This window comes from Collimonas silvisoli (assembly GCF_018305005.1).
Classification (GTDB): domain Bacteria; phylum Pseudomonadota; class Gammaproteobacteria; order Burkholderiales; family Burkholderiaceae_D; genus Collimonas; species Collimonas silvisoli.
Genome location: NZ_JAGQEG010000071.1, coordinates 1 through 18,590, shown reverse-complemented (window position 1 = coordinate 18,590; position 18,590 = coordinate 1). Strand labels below are relative to the sequence as shown.

The window sequence follows — 18,590 nt, the reverse complement described above, 5'->3', positions numbered from 1 at the left end:
CTGTTATCAATTGATTTGGGAGATGCGTTCCAACCAAAACGTGTGGTGGCAAGGGTGTAGCAGGGAATTCGTGCAGCACTGCTGCACGCCTGCGTAACGATACCCGCATGCAGGCGGGTATGCGCCCTGCAAGGGCGTGGCGTAGCTGGGGCTGGAGCCCCAGCAAGCCATGCAACGCGGCCAGCGCACGTTTTGGTTGGAACCCTCCGGGAACGGCTGCAGGCGTCGCTTGCCGTTGTTGCAGCTCCTTGCCGTAGCACCGCTACGTCGCGTCGCTGCGCCTAGGCACGCAACGCCTTCCGCGCGTTCGCACTCACAAATCAATTGGTAACAGGCCCTGGGGCTGCTTGCGCGCTTTGCGGCGGCAGTGCCACCAGCTGGCTGCCAGCATTGACAAGGCCAGGAGCAGCAGCAGGCGATTGCCTAGCAGGATATAGGGGGTTGTGCCGCTGTAGCCTTGCACCGACACCGCCAGCGTGGCGCGGCTATACGGCGCCAGCTGAACGTTCACAACGCCGTGCGGATCGATCAGCGCGGTGGCGCCGGTGTTGGTCGCGCGCAGCATTGGGCGGCCGGTTTCCAGGCTGCGCATTTGCGAGATCTGCAAATGTTGCGGCAATGCAATCGTATTTCCGAACCAGGCGATATTCGACATGTTCAGCAGCAGTGTGGCGGTCGGCTTGCCGGCTGCATGGGTAGCTGCCAGTTGGCCGGCGATTTCTTCGCCAAACAAGTCTTCGTAGCAGATGTTGGGCAATACCCATTGGTCTTTCACCGCAAACGGCGCTTGCACCACCGGCCCACGGGTGAAGTCGCCGAGCGGGATATTCATCATGTCGACAAACCAGCGGAACCCGAGCGGCACGAATTCGCCGAACGGCACCAGATGCTGCTTATCGTAACGAAAATAGCGGGAAGCGGGATCGTTGGGTTGGGGCGAGATGCCGATTACGCTGTTCGAGTAGCGATAGGGGCCGTCGATATAAGGAATGCCAAGCGCAATGTGGCTGCCGGTTTGCCGGGCGAAGTCTGACAGAGCGGGCACATAATCCGGCGGCAACTCGGTTTGCAGAACCGGTATCGCGGTTTCCGGCGTGGCGATCAGGTCTGCCGGCGCGGCGCGGATCATATCGATATACAGCCGCAGCGAATTCACGATCTGCGCAGTATTGAATTTCTCTTCCTGCGGTACATTGCCCTGCAACAGGCGGATTGAAATCGGTTTGCCATGCGGTGCAGTCCAGTCGATCTGCTGCAAGCCGAGGCCAGCGATCAATGCCAGCGCGGCGGCGGCCGTAGGCAGCTTGCGTTGCGGCAGTAAAGCGAGGCAGCCGGCGATCACCGCCGAGATGCAGCCTATGCCATACACGCCGACCAGCGGTGCAAAGCCCGCCAGCGGACCGGCAGTGTGAGCATAGCCGGAAATCAGCCACGGAAAGCCGGTGAACAGCCAGCCGCGCAGCCATTCGGTCAGCGCCCATAGCGCCGGGAAAATCGCCAGCGCAAACAGCAGCGGCGAAGCCGACCAGCGTTGCCGCAGCCAGAGCCCGGCTGCGGCGCAGATGGCCGTGTACAACCCCATGACGCCCGCCAGCAGCGCCACCGCCAGCACTGCCAGCCAGCCCGGCAAGGCGCCATAGTCGTGCAGCGAGATATAAATCCAGTAGACGCCGTGCGCCACCCAGCCGAAGCCGTAAGCCCAGCCCAGCAGCGCACCCTGTTTGATGGTGGGTACGCGGATCAGGCAGAACACAAGCAGCGCCAGCGTCAGCAACTGCAGCGGCCACAGTCCGTAGGGGGCGAAGGCGAACACATTGATGGCGCCAGTGAGGGCGGCCAGCGCTAGCAGCAGGGGAAGTTTAGGAGTCGGGGTCAGGCGAAAACTCATGGGCAGCGTTGATCTTGTTCTTAGGTGGGCGGGTCGGAACAGCGCTGCGCCAGGCCGACCTGCACCCTCTTTTTAGGACTCGTCTTGCGCCGACCCCGATAATTTTTCGACCAGCAAGACATGCACTTGGCGAGCATCGGCGCGCAGCACTTCAAACCGCACATTGTCTATCGTGAATTCGTCGCCTTTGCGCGGCACGCGTCCCAGATGATTGGCGACCAGGCCGCCAATGGTATCGACATCTTCATCGACCAGCGCCGTCTCCAGCGTTTCGTTGAATTGTTCGATTTCGGTCAGCGCCTTGACCCGCCAGCGGCCGCCGTGATCGCCGTCGCGGATGGCCAGGATATTGTCTTCTTCTTCATCGAAGTCGTATTCGTCCTCGATATCGCCGACGATCTGTTCCAGCACGTCTTCAATCGTGATCAGGCCGGCGACGCCGCCGTATTCATCGACCACGATCGCCATGTGATTGCGGTTGGCGCGAAAATCGCGCAGCAAGACATTGAGACGTTTCGATTCCGGGATGAAAACCGCCGGCCGCAACATGTCGCGCACATCGAAAGAATCTTCGGCGTAATAGCGCAGCAAGTCTTTTGCCAGCAGGATGCCGATCACCTTGTCGCGCTCGCCGTCGACGGCGGGAAAGCGCGAGTGAGCGGTCGACAGGACTTCCGGCATCCAGTCTTCTATCGGTGTGGTGACGTCGATCATGTCCATTTGCGAACGCGGGATCATGATGTCGCGGGCGGAAAGATCGGAGACCTGGAACACGCCTTCGATCATCGACAGCGCATCGGCGTCGATCAGGTTGCGTTCGTGTGCGTCTTGCAGCACATCGAGCAGTTCAGCGCGATTTTCAGGTTCGGGAGAAATCAGTGCGGTCAGGCGTTCAAATAACGACCGGTGGGGTTTAACGTCAAATGATTTGACGCTACTAGGGTGCTCTGGCATATGGCGTTAGCCTTGGTTTCACATTGTTTCGGAAGCAATAGCATACAACAAATATGTGACAGGACGACGAAACGCATGCGCCGGCAGGGACATTTTGTGATCCCGGCAGGCGATTTTCTTGCATAAAAAACGGACAATGCCGGCAAGCATTATCCGTTGCAATGCAAAAACGCTAATTATTTCTTCATTTCATCTTTGCCCATGCCATCTTTGTCCATGGCGTCTTTGCCCATCTCATCTTTTTTCATCGCATCTTTTTTGGTGTGCGCTTTCTTTTTCATGTGATCCTTGGCCATGCCGGGTTTGTCCATGCCGTCCTTGCCCATCGCATCTTTCGTCATTTCGTCTTTGGCCATTGTAGTCTTGGACGCGGCATCCTTCGACATTGCATCTTGTGCATAGACCCCGCCAGCAGTCATCATCAGGCAGGTAACTAGCAGAGTTGTGAGGCTTTTCTTCATTTGAGTCTCCAGGTAAAAATGGCAAAAGTGCCAAGAAAAATCAGCAGATACCGTTCGGCTGGTTCTGCAACCGTAGCGAGCGGTTCAAGGTCGGGGACGAGAAGCGCAGCCGTACGCAAGTACGGCGAGCATCGCAGCCCCGAGATTGAGCCGCGCAGTAGGTTGCAGGACCAGCATTTAAGATCCGCCGAACCAGTTGTACCCCTGGTCTTCCCAGTAACCGCCGGGGTATTTATTCGTTACTTCGATCGACATGATGTGTTTCGGATTCTTGTAACCGAGCTTGGTCGGCATCCGCAATTTCATCGGGAAACCGTATTTCGCCGGCAGGATCTGGCCGTCGTAGGTCAGGCTCAGCTGGGTTTGCGGATGCAGCGCAGTCGGCATGTCGATGCTGGTGCGATAATCGTCGCCGCATTGAAAGTCGACATATTTGGCGCTCAGATCGGCCCCGATCTGCTTGAGAAAATAAGAAAACGGAATGCCGCCCCAACGGCCGATGGCGCTCCAGCCTTCGACGCAGATATGGCGGGTGATTTGCTCGTTCTGCGGCAATTTGTGCAATTGCGCCAGCGTCCACGGGCGTTTGTTGCTCACCAGTCCGCGTATCTCCAGTTGATAGTCTGCCTCGTCGATTTCCGGCACTTCATCGATGCTGTAGAACGCATTGAATGGAAATGGACGGGTCATCTCGGCCTGGGTGTAGGTCGGCGCCAGTCGTTTCGGATCGAACAGCCATCCTTGCACGCCGTCGTTCATGCGCGAGATGCGCTCCAGCATGCGGTTGACGGAGGGCTCGTCGGTGATGTTGCAGCCGGTCAGCAGCGCCAAGCCGCCCAAGGTAAGTGCGCGCCTGGCGAACAGGCGGCGCGACGGCAGCGCCAGCTCGCGCCGCGCGTCTTTCAAGATCGATTCGGTGTCGAGCGTCGAGTGAAGATTTTTCTTGAACATGATCGTCTCCATCCCCCCTTAGCGGCCGCGCAGCATGGCTAGCAGCGTGCGTGGAACCAGTGCCACCATGACGATGTGCACCACGATAAATGCGACCAGGAAACTCATCGCGCAGAAATGCACGATCCTGGCGCTGTCGTAGCCACCCATCAGTTCGCGCAAAACCGGGAACTGCACCGATTTCCAGATTGCCAAACCGGAAATCACCAGCAGGATCAAATCCAGGATGACCGAGACATACGCCAGTTTTTGCACGGCGTTGTAATGATCGAGGGAGTCGTGCTGCAGCTTGCCGCGCAAGGCCTTGAACAAGTCCTGGACCACCTCGGACGGACGCAGCGGCAAGAATTTTTTCCATAGACGGCCGCTGGCGGTATTGAATAGCAGGTAGGCCAGGCCGTTAAAGAACAGCAGCCACATCGCCGCAAAATGCCATTGCAAGGCGCCGCCCAGCCAGCCGCCCAGGGTCCATTCGCTGGGAATCCGAAACGAGAAAATCGGCGATGCGTTATAGATGCGCCAGCCGCTCAGGATCATGATGATCACGGCCAGCGCGTTGAGCCAATGGGTGATGCGCAGCCAGATCGGGTGAATGACAGGCTTTTTGAGTGTAGAGGATGGCATTTAGGCCGCCTGCATCAAGTGAGGGACGGTCAATATGGGCAGCGCGACTTGGTTCACGATTGTCTCCGGTTGCTAAGCAATGAGTTTTTTCATATGGCTTAGTCGCAGACCAAACCAGTTCATTACATGACTTTCATCATAATCTTATTAATTAAAAAGATAAGAGGAGAAATGTAATATTTGAGTGGCAATATTTTTCATGCAAGTCTTTGATTTTTAAGAGGTTAAGATGCAATTTTGATTGCAGAAAAGAAAAACGCCGCAGAAGCGGCGTTTTATTGGAGCGAGAGGCGAGAAATTATCGATCAGCGTAGGGATTGGGCCAGCCGAGGCTGCCTAATATTTCTATTTCCAGGTTTTCCATTTCCGTCGCTTCTTCATCGTCTTCATGGTCATAACCTTGTGCATGCAGGACACCGTGCACCACCAGATGCGCGGCATGTTCCACCAAGGTCTTGCCTTGTTCCTCTGCTTCGCGTTGCAAGACGTCGGTACAGAGGATGATATCGGCTTGGGTAACGCCGTCATCTCCTTCCGCCTGATCTTCCGAGTAGGCAAAGGTCAGCACATTGGTGGCGTAATCCTTGCCGCGATAGTCGCGGTTCAGGGCGCGGCCTTCGTCGGCGTCGACAAAGCGAATCGTCAGCTCTGCCGGCGCCAGCAAAGCCGCTTGCACCCAGCGGCGCAATTGCGGGCGCGGCACGCTGTCTTGCAGGCGCGGATCGGGATATTGCACCGATAAGGAAAGTTTATTTTTTGACGGCATGGCGGCTGCGAGCGGTTTTGGTAATCCCGGTTGGCACCGGCTTGGCGGGGGCGGCGGGCGGCGTGGCGGCTTCGATTACGCCATGGGTGGACGCCACCGGCGCCGCTTGCGATGCGGTTTCGTAAGCGTCGACAATGCGCGCCACCAGGGGATGGCGCACTACGTCGCTGCTGTTGAAGCGGGTGAAGGCGATACCGCGCACATCTTTCAGAATATTCACGGCGTCGATCAAGCCGCTCTTCTGGCCGCGCTGCAGGTCGATCTGGGTGACGTCGCCAGTGACCACGGCCTTGCTGCCGAAGCCGATCCGGGTCAGGAACATTTTCATCTGTTCCGGCGTGGTGTTTTGCGCCTCATCCAAAATGATGAAAGCATGATTCAGCGTGCGGCCGCGCATATACGCCAGCGGCGCGATTTCGATCGCCTGCTTCTCAAACATTTTCTGGGTGCGGTCAAAGCCCAGCAAGTCATACAGCGCGTCATACAAGGGGCGCAGATAGGGATCGACTTTTTGCGCCAGATCGCCAGGCAGGAAACCCAGACGCTCGCCAGCTTCTACCGCCGGCCGCGTCAGCACAATACGTTTGACGGCATCGCGTTCCAGCGCGTCAACCGCGCAGGCGACTGCCAGATAGGTCTTGCCGGTACCGGCCGGGCCTATGCCTAGCGTCACGTCGTGTTCCAGAATCGAACGGATATATTGGCTTTGATGCGGGGTGCGGCCGCGCAGATCGCTACGCCGGGTTTTCAGAACCGGGCTCTCGATATCGCTCTCGGTCAGCTCGGCATCGGCTTGATCGATACTCGCTTCATCGCCGGTTTCGCTGTCGGCCTGGCCGTTGCTTTTGGCTGCTTTCGGCTTCTTCCCCAATCCCAGCCTGGCTCTTTGTTCAACCAGCGCCAGCTGGATTTCATCCACCGAGATCACTTTGTTGGCGACGGCGTAAAACTGATCGAGTATTTCCACAGCGCTTTCCGCATTGCTGCCGGCGGCGATAAATCTGTCGCCGCGGCGGAACAGCGTCACGTCCAGCGCCGCGGAAATCTGCCGCAGGTTTTCATCCAGCGGTCCGCACAGATGCGCCAGCCGCGTATTGTCTAGCGGCTCGGGAATGAAATAATGCGGCTGGGTAGGGGTTTTGGTTTTCAAACTGTGGTTTGCTTATCTGGTTTGTCTGGTTGGTGGGCGCCGCGCTGAAAATTATTCAGCCACTACGATTTCACCGCGCAAGGTGTAGGTATAGGTGTCTGTAATCTTGACGTCGATTAGTTCACCGATCAGGCGCGCACTGTTAGGACCGGCGTCGAAGTTGACTACGCGGTTGTTCTCGGTCCGGCCCTGGAATTCGGCCGGATTTTTCTTCGATGGCCCTTCGACCATGATGCGCTGCACCGTGCCGACCATGGCGGCGCTGATCTTGCCGATATTTTCTTCCACCACCGCTTGCAACTGCTGCAGCCGTTTCAGTTTGACTTCATGCGGCGTGTCGTCCTGCAGATTGGCCGCCGGAGTTCCCGGACGCGGGCTGAAGATGAAGCTGAAACTGTTGTCGTAGCCGATATCGGTAATCAGTTTCATCAGTGCTTCGAAATCGGCATCGGTCTCGCCTGGAAAGCCGACAATGAAGTCGCTCGAAATGGTGATGTTAGGGCGCACCTGGCGCAAGCGCCGGATCACCGATTTGTATTCCAGCACGGTATAGCCGCGTTTCATGGCTGACAAAATACGATCCGAGCCATGCTGCGCAGGCAGGTATAAATGATCGACCAGCTTCGGCACCTTGGCGTAGGTGTCGATCAAGCGTTGCGTGAATTCCTTCGGATGGCTGGTGACAAAGCGAATCCGTTCAATGCCGGGGATCTCGGCGATGTACTCGATCAGCAAGGCAAAGTCGGCAATCTCGCCATCCGCCATGGCGCCGCGGAAGGCGTTGACGTTTTGTCCCAGCAAGGTGATTTCCTTGACGCCTTGCTCGGCCAGTCCAGCCACTTCGGTCAGCACATCTTCAAACCGGCGCGAGACTTCTTCGCCGCGGGTGTAAGGCACCACGCAGTAGCTGCAATATTTGCTGCAACCTTCCATGATCGAGACGAATGCGGTCACACCGTCGACCTTGGCCGGCGGCATGTGATCGAATTTCTCGATTTCAGGAAAGCTGATGTCGACCTGCGAATGACCGGTGGCGCGGCGCTGGCTGATCATCTCCGGCAAGCGGTGCAAGGTCTGGGGGCCGAATACCATGTCGACATACGGCGCGCGCTTGACGATTGCCGCACCTTCTTGCGAAGCCACGCAACCGCCGACACCGATCAGCAGATCAGGATTATTGCGCTTCAGTTCGCGCAGACGGCCCAGATCGGAAAACACTTTTTCCTGCGCCTTCTCGCGCACCGAACAGGTATTCAACAGAATCACGTCGGCGTCTTCCGGGCGATCGGTCTTGATCAAGCCGTCGGAGGCGTTCAAGACATCGGCCATCTTGTCCGAGTCGTACTCGTTCATCTGACAACCGAAGGTCTTGATGAATACTTTCTTTTGCATCGTTTTTTCCATGACTACTTCTTCACTACCGTTTCAGGCTATTGCGCTGCGCATCGACTTTCTGGCCGGCTTCGTCGGAAGTCAGGATCCAGACGCGGTCGATATCGCCCTGGACATTCAAGGTGTAATTCACCACATAAGTATCGCTGCCCAGCGAGTTGGGAGTCTGGGTCAGTTGCTGGGTATTCCAGATCCGCGAGCCCGGCGACAGCCGCAGCGCGTTGCCGTTGATCGTGACGTTCGGATAGTCGGTGACGGTCAATTTGCCGCGCAGGGTCGAGGCGGGGAAATCGCGGTCGATTGCCATTGCGGAGAATGTAAGGGTTGCCAGCAGAAAGATCGTTAACAGGCGTAATAGACGGGTTGTTACCGACATAACAAACTCCATTAGATGAAAACCATGCAGTTTCTATGCATGAAGTTGAGCAAGGACTATATATACGGATGGTACAAGGCGGCCAATAATTGTCGGCTCGCGGAAGCGTCATGCGTTTGTGGCTGCAATGCTGAGCCGTATTCCGCATGACTCTCGGCCCATCGCGGGCAGCGCGGATTATAGCATTTGCCATTCAGCCAGACGTATTGTGTTTTAAGCCCTTATGAATCAATAGCTGGCCTTGTTAATTAAACTTGCTAGGTTGCTAGGTTGCTAGGTTGCTAGGTTGCTAAGTTGCCAAGTTGAAAATTGGAAATGGATAAGCGGTATATCCGCGACGATGGACGGGATCCAAAATGGTTACCTTGTGGAAACGCCTTGCCTATAATATCGGAAGGATTTCACTGTGGAAAATAATGTGAAATAAATATCGATACCAAATGGAAAAAGAGCACTGTTAATGCTATTCGGGTAATAGGGTCACGTCTTCGAATCTGAGCCTTGCAAGCGGTTACTTTGAAGCGATAGGTGCATTAATAAAGAAAATTCCATGTGCAACAGATATTGAGTTCGGCCGACTGAAGTTGCGACGCTTTTCCATGAAGGCAGCTATAGCAACATCGAAATTTATATTGCTCCAATTTTTCTGTATGTCAAATTTTTAATTTATTTCGGTTTGCCTTGCGGGGCAACCCTTTTTACGCATCTGATGCCTCTCGCAAAATGACAAATAAATTAATTTTACGAAGATATGTTACAGGGTTCACTCTCCTGGAGTTAATCGTCACGATAACAATAGCCGCTATCCTCGCAGCTATCGCTGCCCCGAGTTTTGTGTCCTTCATTAGTAGCAACAGATTAACTTCGCAAGCAAATGATTTGGTGGCAGATGCGCGACTTGCGCGCAGTGAGGCTGGTGCACGCGGGCAATGGGTCGTCATCTGCCCAAGCACCGACGGCACCAGTTGCACTAATACTGTCACCACATGGCCGCAAGGTCGTGTCGTATTTGTCGATGTAAACCGCAACGGTGTCCTGGATGCTGGAGAAGTGGTACTCAAGTATACGCCTGCACTGTCCGGCAACACTGCAGTGACCGCCAGCGGTTTCGGTGGTGTGGCGCCCATCACATTTAATCCCTATGGCGGGCTGATGCCATTAGGGACGTCGGGTAATTTTTTGCTCTGTCCTCCGTCATCCGCGTCATCGAAAAACGGACGGCAAATTGCGATAGGTGCCAGCGGAAGACCTTTGGTGACCAGGGTGTCAACATGCCCGTAAATGTGAGTAAGCCAATGAAGACCAGACCCTATATCAACATTAAAAATTACGGCCTCTCGCTAATTGAGGTGCTCGTAACAATTGTCGTTATTTCACTCGGCATGTTCAGCATGCTGGGGGTTTTCATGAATGGCCTCAAGCTTGGGTCGTCTTCGAATTACAGGACTATCGCAGCGGAGCAGGCCTACGCGATGGCGGAAACGTTGCGGGCGAATCCGTCGACATTGGGAACATCCGGTTCCGATGCTGTGTTCTCCAGTCCTTCGGCAGGTGTTGTAACCAATTGCATGCAGGCAAGCGGGTGCGGGCGGACAGATTTTGTCAATACAGCATTTGGGATGTGGCAGCAAGGTTTGGCGACCGTGCTGCAACAAGGAACCGGTACGGTATGTCGGGACGATAATCCGGTCGGACACTCCCCAGACACGACGACCACGCCACCGACCTGGAATTGTAGTGGAAAAGGACAATACGTGATCAAGATTTGCTGGAATGAGTCGCGAATTGGGGCGTCGAAACAAGCCGTAAGCGCCAGCGGATTCCTCTGTCAGTGGACGAACATATGAGCATGAAGATGCAGCGCGGGATGTCACTCATCGAGTTAATGATCGCGATTGCGATTGGCTTGGTGATTATGTTAGCGATGATTCAGGTATACATGAGTGGTTACGGTGTGCAAAGGGCGCAAACGGACACAACGCAGCTTAACGAAACGGCGCGTTTCTCATTCGATCTGCTTTCCCGGGAATTGAAAAAGTCCGGATTCCGTAATGCATGGGCAGTCGGAAGTTCTACGACTGCTCCCCTTTGCGCGGCGACGTCCGCCAATTTAGGTTCACTGTCAGGTCTGAACGATCCGACAACGGTCAATCCGGCGTCCTCAAATTTCACCGGGGGAACACAGGTAGCAGTTGCTAATTTGAGCGACGTATTGAGAGTGCGCTTCTACGGTGAGTCATTCACCAACAACGGGGCCACTATCGCTTCTTCTACCGCTGCCACCGCCGCTATGCTTGATTGCCAGGGTTATCCGGTGGCGCAAAATCAACTTGTGGAAGATACGTTGTATGTGGCAAAAGATCCCGGCAACAACAATGAGCCCACGCTTTTTTGCAATACCAGCAATCCAACGCCGGTAGTAGGGACCACGCATCCTGGTCCAATGGCCTTGGTATCAGGTGTGGAGAGTATGCAATTGTTGTACGGTGAAGATACCGATGCCGATGGCATTGTCAATCAGTATGTTCCGTGGAACAAGGTTGTCAATTCTGACCATATTCTCAGTGTAAAGGTATCGATCGTCGCGCGCAGCCCGAACGCCGTCGGCGTCGCGTCACCTACGACAGCCTTCCAGCATTTCAGTGCGCAATACCCAGCTTCCGGCAATTCTGATCTTGGCGCAGTGTTTACTCCTCCAGTCCCAACCGATAACCGAATTCGACAGATGCTTTCTACCGAAATAGCTGTTCGAAATTTCAACAGCTGCCCATAGAAAGGTGTGGATAGAATGCATTCACGCACTATCAATTTCAGTAAGAGCAAACAGCGGCAGCGTGGGACCGTCCTGATCACGGCTGTCATTTTTATGATTGTGCTGATGTTGCTCGGCATTAGTTTGGTCGGTTCCACCAGTTCGGATGAAAAAATGGCCCGGAATGCCCGTGATGCCGATGTGGCTTTTGCCGCTGCAGAGGCCGCGTTGCGCGATGCCGAGTTACAAATTACAGGGGCTTATCAATGGCCCTACAAGCCGGTCAGCCTTTATTTGTTCGATACCTCTTGCTCTAACGGTTTGTGCGACTCTACCAGCGCACCGCCAGCCACGCAGATTGATTTACTCGATTTTTTTGGAGCCTCTGCACCAGCCTCCAATAGTGTAGCAATTGGCACAGTCACAACGTCGCCCGCCATTGCCAATGTTCTCGATCAACCTCGATACCTGATTGAACTGGTCTGCTCATCATTGGGCACGCAGACAGGTTCAACTTGCGGCAAGGTATTCAGAATTACCGCGCAGGCACACGGCCGCCTGCCAAATACCAAAGTGGTTCTGCAAGAAATCTATTTGCCATCCGATTTTGTAAATTAGTCTGCCCAGCCCAGCATCCATGATTTGGAGTATCACATTGAAAACCTATCGAAACCTTATTCTATGGCTCTGTTTTGTGCTGCTGTTTCCGTCAGCTGTTTTTGCTGGGACGCTCGCGGACACGCCTCTCAGCCTTAAAGGCGGGGTGCCGCCCAATGTGATATTTGCTTTATCGGTCGAATATCCGACCGCCAATACGGCGGCATATCAGGGGGCTAGCAATTATTCTGCCAATGCTCAGTATCTCGGGTATTTCGATTCTGAGAAGTGTTACGGCTACGATGCGGCGAACGGCTGGTTCGCGCCGACTGGCGTTGCCACAAGTCATGTTTGTTCAAACTGGAGCGGGAATTTCCTGAACTGGGTAAGCATGACCGGGCTGGATGAATTCCGTTTCGCGATGACCGGAGGAAATCGCGTCCAGGATAGCGCCACATTGACTGTGCTGGAACGCAGCTATCAAAGCGGGCAGGGTGGCACCGGCAACTTCCCTGACAAAAAATTTACCGAGGATGGCAATACCACGCCCTATCCGTCAGGAACGGCGTTGACCATCAAAAATCAAGGGAATGGATCGAAGATGGTGGTCTATCCAAGTGGATCTGACGTAGCCAAGTGCAGCGGACCGACGCTGAACGGCACAACGTTCGGTTGCGCTACGATTGCTCTGCAATCGGATGGAAGTAGCGGTACTTGTACTGCATGGTCCGGCAACGGCACGTCGGGTTCGCCATACACCTGCACCACGTTCGCATTTGCCAATGGACTCACGGTGAGTAGTGTAGCGCCGGGAACAACTTCGACTGCCACTGTTGCCAGCACATCAAACACTCTTGTAACTTGTGCCAGCCCGCAGATTTACAGTGGTTCCATGAGTTGCGCTCTGACATTGCCGAATGGTGACACCGGTAGCTGCGCGAGTTGGACAGGCAGCGGTACGAGTTCTTCGCCTTATAGCTGCGCAACCTTCGGTGTTTTCTCTGGCCAGGAAAATTTCTTCCCTGGTGGCGGTGCGAACACAGTTTCAAATTTTGTGACGACCGTCATTGGTGCTCAAATAACGGAAACTCCATCAAATTGCCAGGTAAATTCAGGCAACCAGATCACGGTCACTTGCACGCTGGCGAACAAAGATGTAGCAACTTGCAACTCCTTTACAGGGAAAAAGTCGCAAACCTGTTCCGGATTTAGCTTTTCGAGCAGCAAAGAAGTCTATGTCGACTCGTCACCAGCAGGGACTGGGACGACGACCCTCAACAAGATAAGTTACTACAATAGTTACAGTATTACTTACACCCCACAAACAACAGCCCCTGTTTATTATATTTCGTCCTATCCTGGCAGCATATCAACCACATCAGGATACTATTATACCTCTTCATACAATATCGGCTTTGGTAGCACGCAATCCTATAACGTCCGGGTTAAAGTTTGCGACTCAACAATCGGACTAGAAAGCAACTGTAAGCAATTCGGCAGCACATGGAAGCCTACTGGCGCCATACAGGAAAATGGCGACAAGATGCGATTCGGCGTGATGTCCTATTTTCAAGCCAATGATATTGATAATGCTGTGATGCGTTCCAAGTTGAAATACGTTGCGCCGCAGAAATACTCATCTGCCGGAGGCACAATTGCCAATGGCAATGCGGAATGGTCTGCAACTAACGGAACGCTAATCCAGAATCCAGATTCCGGCGATGCGGCAGCGGCGAATTCATACATCGGTGCCGCCACCAACACCGGTGTTATCAATTACATCAACAAATTCGGTAGTTCATCGCATACCTATAAAACCTACGATGACATCGGCAAGTTGTATTACGAGTCGTTAAAATATTTACGGGGGGGTAAGCAGCCGACCACGGATTTTTACAACGGAGCGACATCAGCTAACAGCGATGGTTTTCCGGTGATCACTCAATGGGACGATCCTGTACTGTATTCCTGCCAGAAGAATTACATCATCACAATGGGCGACTCACACACCTGGTGTGACAAGCGTTTACCGGGTGGTACTTATGGTACAGACAGTACCGGCGCATGCCAGGCTTATACGGATGCAAATGGCAATGCACATCTCAAGGACACCGGGTCGCTGAGTGGTGATAGCGGCGTCAATGTGACGACGGCGACAAATGCGGTCGGCGCTCTTGAAGGCATGAGTAATCTTGCCACCACCGTTACGGGTGCTGGCGGCTCCGCCAGCTATGACATTGGCGGCTTGGCCTACTGGGCAGCCAGCCACAATATCAGGCCAGATTTAGTCGGGATGCAGACCGTCCAGAGCATGGTGATTGATGTACAGGAAAATCAGGATTGCGCTTACCTGTCGCAGTTCTGGCTGGCCAGCAAATATGGGAACCCGGCATCCTATGACGCAAATGGAACCTGGCTCGCCAGTAATAATCCGGCCATGAGCACGATCCTGCAACCAACTTGCAGTTCACGCCCCGCACCGGTCGTAAGCGGCAACGTCAGTTGGCCGAAAAATTTGCTGAGCGCAGGCAATCCCCCTGCGATGATTGCTTCGGTGCAAGGTGCTATCGCAACAATTGCGGCGCAAATTGGTGATGAGGCAGCGCTGGCGCAATCCGCGGGCTCCTTGGATACCGGTACCGGCGCATATCTCTATCGCGCAATTTACAATTCGGGTGGCTGGACCGGTGATGTGCAGGCGTTGAGCATCGATACCAGCGGAACCATCGGTGCCACCCCAGCATGGACTGCATCGAGCAAGTTACCTTCGGCAACTGCCCGCTCTATCTTTACCTTCAACGACGGTTTGAAACCGGACGGAACCACTGAGTCCACTGCCAACACCCGCAAGGGCGTAGCCTTCGACCCGGCTAACTTGACGACGAATTTATCTACCGGGGAGCAAGCATTTCTGAACAAAAACGAGTTCGGGACTGTTGATGGATTGGCCGTCGACCGCGTGAACTGGCTGCGCGGTGACCAGTCCAAAGAAGCGAATTCACCCGGTACCAGTACACCCAACCCCAACTCTAATAATGGATGGCGCTCCCGTTCTTCCGTGCTGGGCGACATCATTAATTCGAAACCGGTCTTCGTGGGTGCGCCAACTTTCTTGTCCGGTGCAGGCTTTTCGGCCTTTGCCCAGACTAACGCCAATCGCAAACCGGCGGTCTATGTCGGCGGCAATGATGGCATGCTGCATGCGTACGACGCGTCGTTCACGACTGGAACCGATGGCAACCCGGTCGTCACTTCCACCAGCGGCGCGGAACTGTTTGCCTATGTACCGAGCGCCAATTATCAAAAACTGAGTCAATTAATGTCGCCGAATTACAGCCACAAGTATTTCGTCGATGGCAGTCCTGTTGTCGGCGACGCTAATTTCACCTCCGGTGGCTGGAAAACAATGCTGGTTGGCGGCATGAACGCCGGTGGTCAAGGTATGTATGCGCTGGACGTCACGGATCCAACTGCATTTAGCACTTCGAAAGTGTTATGGGAATTTACCGATAAAGACGATACTGATCTCGGTTTTACTTTCAGTCAACCCATCATTCGCAAGTTGAATAATGGTAAATGGGCGGTTATTTTTGGCAGCGGCTATAACAACACCTACGCTGATGGCAGCGTCAGTACAACCGGACGCGCCTATCTTTATGTCCTGTACGTTGATGGCCCTGGCGCCGGGCAGCCATGGAAATTAAATACCAATTACTTCAAGGTCGCCTTGATCTCTCCCAATGAAGGCACATTGCCTCTGGCTCCGCCGAACGGATTGGGTTCGATCGCCGGCGTCGACCGGGATCAGAACGGCACAGTGGATATCGTCTACGCAGGCGATCGATTCGGCAATCTCTGGAAAATTGATGTGACAGATCCAACCAATCTGCAATCTTCGTTTGGCTCTGCAACGGCGCCACAGCCACTATTCACTGCAGTCACTGCTGATATACCGGCCAAGGCACAGCAAATCACGACTGGCGTTGACGTGGCAAGGCATCCGAACGGAGGATTCCTGGTCATGTTCGGCACCGGATCATGGATAGATCAAACGGACGCGCAATCCCCTTTTAATACTGATACCTTTTATGGCATTTGGGATAAAGATGACGGCTCGACGACAGTGAGCAGTCGTTCCTCATTACAGAAGCAACGGATTATCACTTATATCGATAGCAGTGGAAACACATGTACTGCAGCTAGTCCAAACTGCTTTCCTATAATGTCGAACTGTCAACCCAATTACTCAACTACATCGCAAACCACGAGTGCAACGGTGCTGTGTCCGTCCGATCTTGCCCCCGCAAGCACCGGACAACAACTCGGTTGGTACTTGGATCTGCCCGGCAGCGGTGAGCGAGTCCATTCATCTGTGCCAAAAATCTCAGGCACAGTGCTGACGTTTACTACTCTTATGCCATCTACCGATCCTTGTTCAGGAAATACTGTCGGTCAAGAATATGACGTGAGCTATTTGTCCGGTGGAGCACTTTCGCAACCCGTCTTTGTTTTCACAAACAATTCGAGTGGGCTAATTTCAACAACGATTGCCGGACAAGTTGTCTCGGTGCCGGCAGCTGGCCATGTAATAGCAGGTGGCGCGAGCGACAATCCTGTGACTTTTAATATCAAGCAACCACCTGGCATCGCACTGCCGTCAGGCATGCCTACTCCACCAACAGCAGCGTGTGCGGCCGGACAATGCCCGAACTATGTACCGGGGTGGGGTTTTATGATGAATTTGCAGGGTCCGACGTCAAGATTTAGCAAATACGTTTGGAGTTGTCACCCGCCACAATTCGGCAACGGGACACCAATTTGCGAAGCAAAAATTAAGTCAGGTCAATTCGGCAGGCTGGATTGGAAACAGATCAATCGTTAGGAGGATGAATGAAAAGACATACCACAGGCTTTACCCTGATTGAGCTAATGATTACGATGGCAATCATCGCGATCCTTGCCGCAGTTGCAATTCCCTCCTATATGAACTATGTGAAAAGGGGAGCGCGGTCGGCGGCGGAGGGCGATATGCTGAATATGGCACAGACGCAGGAACGGTACTTTACAAACAATAATACGTATGTTGCCGTAGCCGCTCCCCCCACAGCACCACTGGCCGGATTTCAGAATTATTCTGGCGGCAGCTCCGCTGCAAGAAAATACGACATCACGGTTGCTGCAGGCCCGACAGGATCGATCAGTACATCGTTTACGGTTAGTGCTACGCCGTCAAACGGCTATAGTGACACAACGTGCACTACCTTAACGCTTGACAGTACTGGTGCAAAAGGAAGTGCCAAAGGCAATGCATCGCCTTGTTGGTAAGTGTATCGCCACGAAGATGCCTTCGGCCTCCGTGCGGGATGTTCCATAAAATTTGTGCATGTGGTTGCACAAGTTTATCAATATGAAAATTGCTGTTCATGTTAATTGCAAGTATCCGAATAGCGTGAGCTGCGCGCAATTTGGAAGAAACGTGTGTCGCAGCGGAACTGGAAGATTGTTGTGAACTGGGCAGGTTCGAGGGAAGATCAGCAGCAGGGCAATATTCGCGCGAAGGCTATCGTTGTCGTTTGCGCTTTTCTCTCAATATCTTTGCACGTGTTTACCTACTATTTTTTGATGCCGCCTACTCTGGCTATGAAAGGAGGCGGAAGCACAGACCGAAATAGCGCGATCGATAAAATCCCGCAATCGCTCGTGGTGCAGATACTAATGGATCGGACGAAGCCGGCAATTTCTCCGATAACCAATTCAATTCCGACTGAAATTGCAGAGACAAAAATAAGCACCTCTCAGGAAGCTACAACTGAAAAAATAAATAATGGTTCCGAGGGTTTGTCTATTCATCACTCGCTTCACGATCTGTCAAAGCAACCGGAACTTGTTGGGGGCGCTCCGAATTTTGTTGAGTTTCCACTAGAGAGAATGCCTTCGGGATCACTGTTGCTAAGATTGATTATTGATCGATTCGGTCATGTTAGTTCTGTGACTTCGTTGCGCTCAACTCTACCGCGAGAAATTGAAGGTCAAATTGTCATGCAATTTTATCGGGCAACTTATCAACCAGGAGAAATTGACGGGATTCCTGTTGATAGCGAAATGTACGTGTATGCACAGATTTAGAAATTATTGTTTCTCCACTTGTTGCAGGGAAGAATATGCGTCAAGCAGCGAAGCCAGCGAAAAAATCGTCGTTGTTAAGGTAGCGGATTGCTTTACTGCGTGGCAGGAGTAAAGTGAAGCAGCACGAGCTTCTTCCTTAAAACAGCAATTAACAAAGGAGATTCGTATGTCCGCACATACTTACAAGATAGTCGAACTCGTTGGATCGTCCACGATCGGCACCGATGACGCAATCCATAACGCGATTTCCAAGGCAGCACTTACTGTAAAACACATGGACTGGTTCGAAGTCATTGGAACACGCGGACATATAGCGGACGGCAAGGTCGCTCACTATCAGGTCACGCTCAAAGTAGGTTTCAGACTTTTGGATGTCGCATCCTGACCTGGGAATGTCAGATCGCGACTACTACACGTGAAGGGCTGCTCCTTACCGCTGCCGCGAGATCTCAAAGCCTTGCGCCTTCACCGGTTCGGGGCTTTTTGTATTCCGCTGATATAAATAACTATAAAAGGGTATTGAAAATTGATTCAACGGCGCAATATCAGTTTG

General features: G+C 53.5%; 17 protein-coding genes. 8 read left to right on the top strand and 9 right to left on the bottom strand.

Translation table 11 applies throughout. The features are described 5' to 3' along the window. Positions 1–313: 313 nt before the first annotated feature. From lnt to KHU33_RS18060, 9 genes are all read right to left on the bottom strand, one after another. Positions 314–1,888: an apolipoprotein N-acyltransferase gene (lnt, locus tag KHU33_RS18100; RefSeq protein WP_211465457.1), complete on the bottom strand. Its 1,575-nt coding sequence runs from the start codon at positions 1,886–1,888 to the stop codon at positions 314–316. 72 nt (positions 1,889–1,960) lie between these two features. Continuing rightward, positions 1,961–2,842, bottom strand: a complete 882-nt coding sequence (locus KHU33_RS18095) for an HlyC/CorC family transporter (protein ID WP_211465455.1) — start codon at positions 2,840–2,842, stop codon at positions 1,961–1,963. A 176-nt stretch (positions 2,843–3,018) separates the two neighbouring features. Then, positions 3,019–3,303 carry a pentapeptide MXKDX repeat protein gene (locus KHU33_RS18090; RefSeq protein ID WP_211465453.1) on the bottom strand — a complete coding sequence of 95 codons (285 nt, stop codon included), beginning with the start codon at positions 3,301–3,303 and terminating at the stop codon, positions 3,019–3,021. A 177-nt stretch (positions 3,304–3,480) separates the two neighbouring features. Beyond that, positions 3,481–4,254, bottom strand: coding sequence for a molybdopterin-dependent oxidoreductase (locus KHU33_RS18085; protein WP_211465451.1), 774 nt, complete (start codon positions 4,252–4,254; stop codon positions 3,481–3,483). A gap of 18 nt (positions 4,255–4,272) precedes the next feature. After that, positions 4,273–4,878, bottom strand: coding sequence for a cytochrome b/b6 domain-containing protein (locus KHU33_RS18080; RefSeq protein WP_211465446.1), 606 nt, complete (start codon positions 4,876–4,878; stop codon positions 4,273–4,275). Positions 4,879–5,176: 298 nt separating this feature from the next. Further along, a complete protein-coding gene (gene ybeY / locus KHU33_RS18075; RefSeq protein ID WP_211465445.1) occupies positions 5,177–5,644 on the bottom strand; it encodes an rRNA maturation RNase YbeY in 468 nt (155 codons plus the stop codon). Further along, positions 5,628–6,794: a PhoH family protein gene (locus tag KHU33_RS18070; RefSeq protein ID WP_211465444.1), complete on the bottom strand. Its 1,167-nt coding sequence runs from the start codon at positions 6,792–6,794 to the stop codon at positions 5,628–5,630. Before KHU33_RS18070 ends, ybeY begins: the two co-directional genes overlap by 17 nt. A gap of 51 nt (positions 6,795–6,845) precedes the next feature. Continuing rightward, entirely contained in the window at positions 6,846–8,186 is a 1,341-nt protein-coding gene (gene miaB, locus KHU33_RS18065; RefSeq protein WP_211465443.1) for a tRNA (N6-isopentenyl adenosine(37)-C2)-methylthiotransferase MiaB, read from the bottom strand. 25 nt (positions 8,187–8,211) lie between these two features. Further along, positions 8,212–8,562 (bottom strand): hypothetical protein, encoded by a 351-nt coding sequence (locus KHU33_RS18060; protein ID WP_211465442.1) that lies wholly within the window; start codon positions 8,560–8,562, stop codon positions 8,212–8,214. 723 nt (positions 8,563–9,285) lie between these two features. On the opposite strand from KHU33_RS18060, the gene KHU33_RS26910 reads away from it, so the two are divergent. The 8 genes from KHU33_RS26910 to KHU33_RS18020 all read left to right on the top strand — a co-directional run bounded on the left by KHU33_RS26910 (position 9,286) and on the right by KHU33_RS18020 (position 18,422). Beyond that, entirely contained in the window at positions 9,286–9,843 is a 558-nt protein-coding gene (locus KHU33_RS26910; RefSeq protein WP_211465475.1) for a GspH/FimT family pseudopilin, read from the top strand. A gap of 14 nt (positions 9,844–9,857) precedes the next feature. Next, positions 9,858–10,409 carry a type IV pilus modification protein PilV gene (pilV, locus tag KHU33_RS18050; protein WP_211465440.1) on the top strand — a complete coding sequence of 184 codons (552 nt, stop codon included), beginning with the start codon at positions 9,858–9,860 and terminating at the stop codon, positions 10,407–10,409. Beyond that, positions 10,406–11,335, top strand: a complete 930-nt coding sequence (locus tag KHU33_RS18045) for a PilW family protein (protein ID WP_211465474.1) — start codon at positions 10,406–10,408, stop codon at positions 11,333–11,335. Before pilV ends, KHU33_RS18045 begins: the two co-directional genes overlap by 4 nt. 15 nt (positions 11,336–11,350) lie before the next feature. Next, complete coding sequence (locus KHU33_RS18040) at positions 11,351–11,932, top strand: pilus assembly PilX family protein (protein ID WP_211465439.1); 582 nt, start codon at positions 11,351–11,353, stop codon at positions 11,930–11,932. 37 nt (positions 11,933–11,969) lie between these two features. Continuing rightward, on the top strand, positions 11,970–16,793 hold the full coding sequence (locus KHU33_RS18035) for a pilus assembly protein (protein WP_211465437.1): 4,824 nt from the start codon (positions 11,970–11,972) through the stop codon (positions 16,791–16,793). Positions 16,794–16,801: 8 nt separating this feature from the next. Further along, positions 16,802–17,236 (top strand): type IV pilin protein, encoded by a 435-nt coding sequence (locus tag KHU33_RS18030; RefSeq protein ID WP_211465435.1) that lies wholly within the window; start codon positions 16,802–16,804, stop codon positions 17,234–17,236. A 180-nt stretch (positions 17,237–17,416) separates the two neighbouring features. Next, positions 17,417–18,037: an energy transducer TonB gene (locus KHU33_RS18025; RefSeq protein ID WP_211465433.1), complete on the top strand. Its 621-nt coding sequence runs from the start codon at positions 17,417–17,419 to the stop codon at positions 18,035–18,037. Between the two features lie 166 nt (positions 18,038–18,203). Beyond that, entirely contained in the window at positions 18,204–18,422 is a 219-nt protein-coding gene (locus KHU33_RS18020; RefSeq protein WP_211465431.1) for a dodecin, read from the top strand. Positions 18,423–18,590 lie beyond the last annotated feature (168 nt).

What these genes read in the sequence shown, in the direction of transcription:
- KHU33_RS18085 (WP_211465451.1), bottom strand. Translation starts at nt 4,254, where the DNA reads ATGTTCAAGAAAAATCTTCACTCGACGCTCGACACCGAATCGATCTTG.
- KHU33_RS18095 (WP_211465455.1), bottom strand. Translation starts at nt 2,842, where the DNA reads ATGCCAGAGCACCCTAGTAGCGTCAAATCATTTGACGTTAAACCCCAC.
- pilV (WP_211465440.1), top strand. Translation starts at nt 9,858, where the DNA reads ATGAAGACCAGACCCTATATCAACATTAAAAATTACGGCCTCTCGCTA.
- KHU33_RS18080 (WP_211465446.1), bottom strand. Translation starts at nt 4,878, where the DNA reads ATGCCATCCTCTACACTCAAAAAGCCTGTCATTCACCCGATCTGGCTG.
- KHU33_RS18040 (WP_211465439.1), top strand. Translation starts at nt 11,351, where the DNA reads ATGCATTCACGCACTATCAATTTCAGTAAGAGCAAACAGCGGCAGCGT.
- miaB (WP_211465443.1), bottom strand. Translation starts at nt 8,186, where the DNA reads ATGCAAAAGAAAGTATTCATCAAGACCTTCGGTTGTCAGATGAACGAG.
- KHU33_RS18045 (WP_211465474.1), top strand. Translation starts at nt 10,406, where the DNA reads ATGAGCATGAAGATGCAGCGCGGGATGTCACTCATCGAGTTAATGATC.
- ybeY (WP_211465445.1), bottom strand. Translation starts at nt 5,644, where the DNA reads ATGCCGTCAAAAAATAAACTTTCCTTATCGGTGCAATATCCCGATCCG.
- KHU33_RS18030 (WP_211465435.1), top strand. Translation starts at nt 16,802, where the DNA reads ATGAAAAGACATACCACAGGCTTTACCCTGATTGAGCTAATGATTACG.
- KHU33_RS18090 (WP_211465453.1), bottom strand. Translation starts at nt 3,303, where the DNA reads ATGAAGAAAAGCCTCACAACTCTGCTAGTTACCTGCCTGATGATGACT.
- KHU33_RS18020 (WP_211465431.1), top strand. Translation starts at nt 18,204, where the DNA reads ATGTCCGCACATACTTACAAGATAGTCGAACTCGTTGGATCGTCCACG.
- KHU33_RS18060 (WP_211465442.1), bottom strand. Translation starts at nt 8,562, where the DNA reads ATGTCGGTAACAACCCGTCTATTACGCCTGTTAACGATCTTTCTGCTG.
- KHU33_RS26910 (WP_211465475.1), top strand. Translation starts at nt 9,286, where the DNA reads ATGACAAATAAATTAATTTTACGAAGATATGTTACAGGGTTCACTCTC.
- lnt (WP_211465457.1), bottom strand. Translation starts at nt 1,888, where the DNA reads ATGAGTTTTCGCCTGACCCCGACTCCTAAACTTCCCCTGCTGCTAGCG.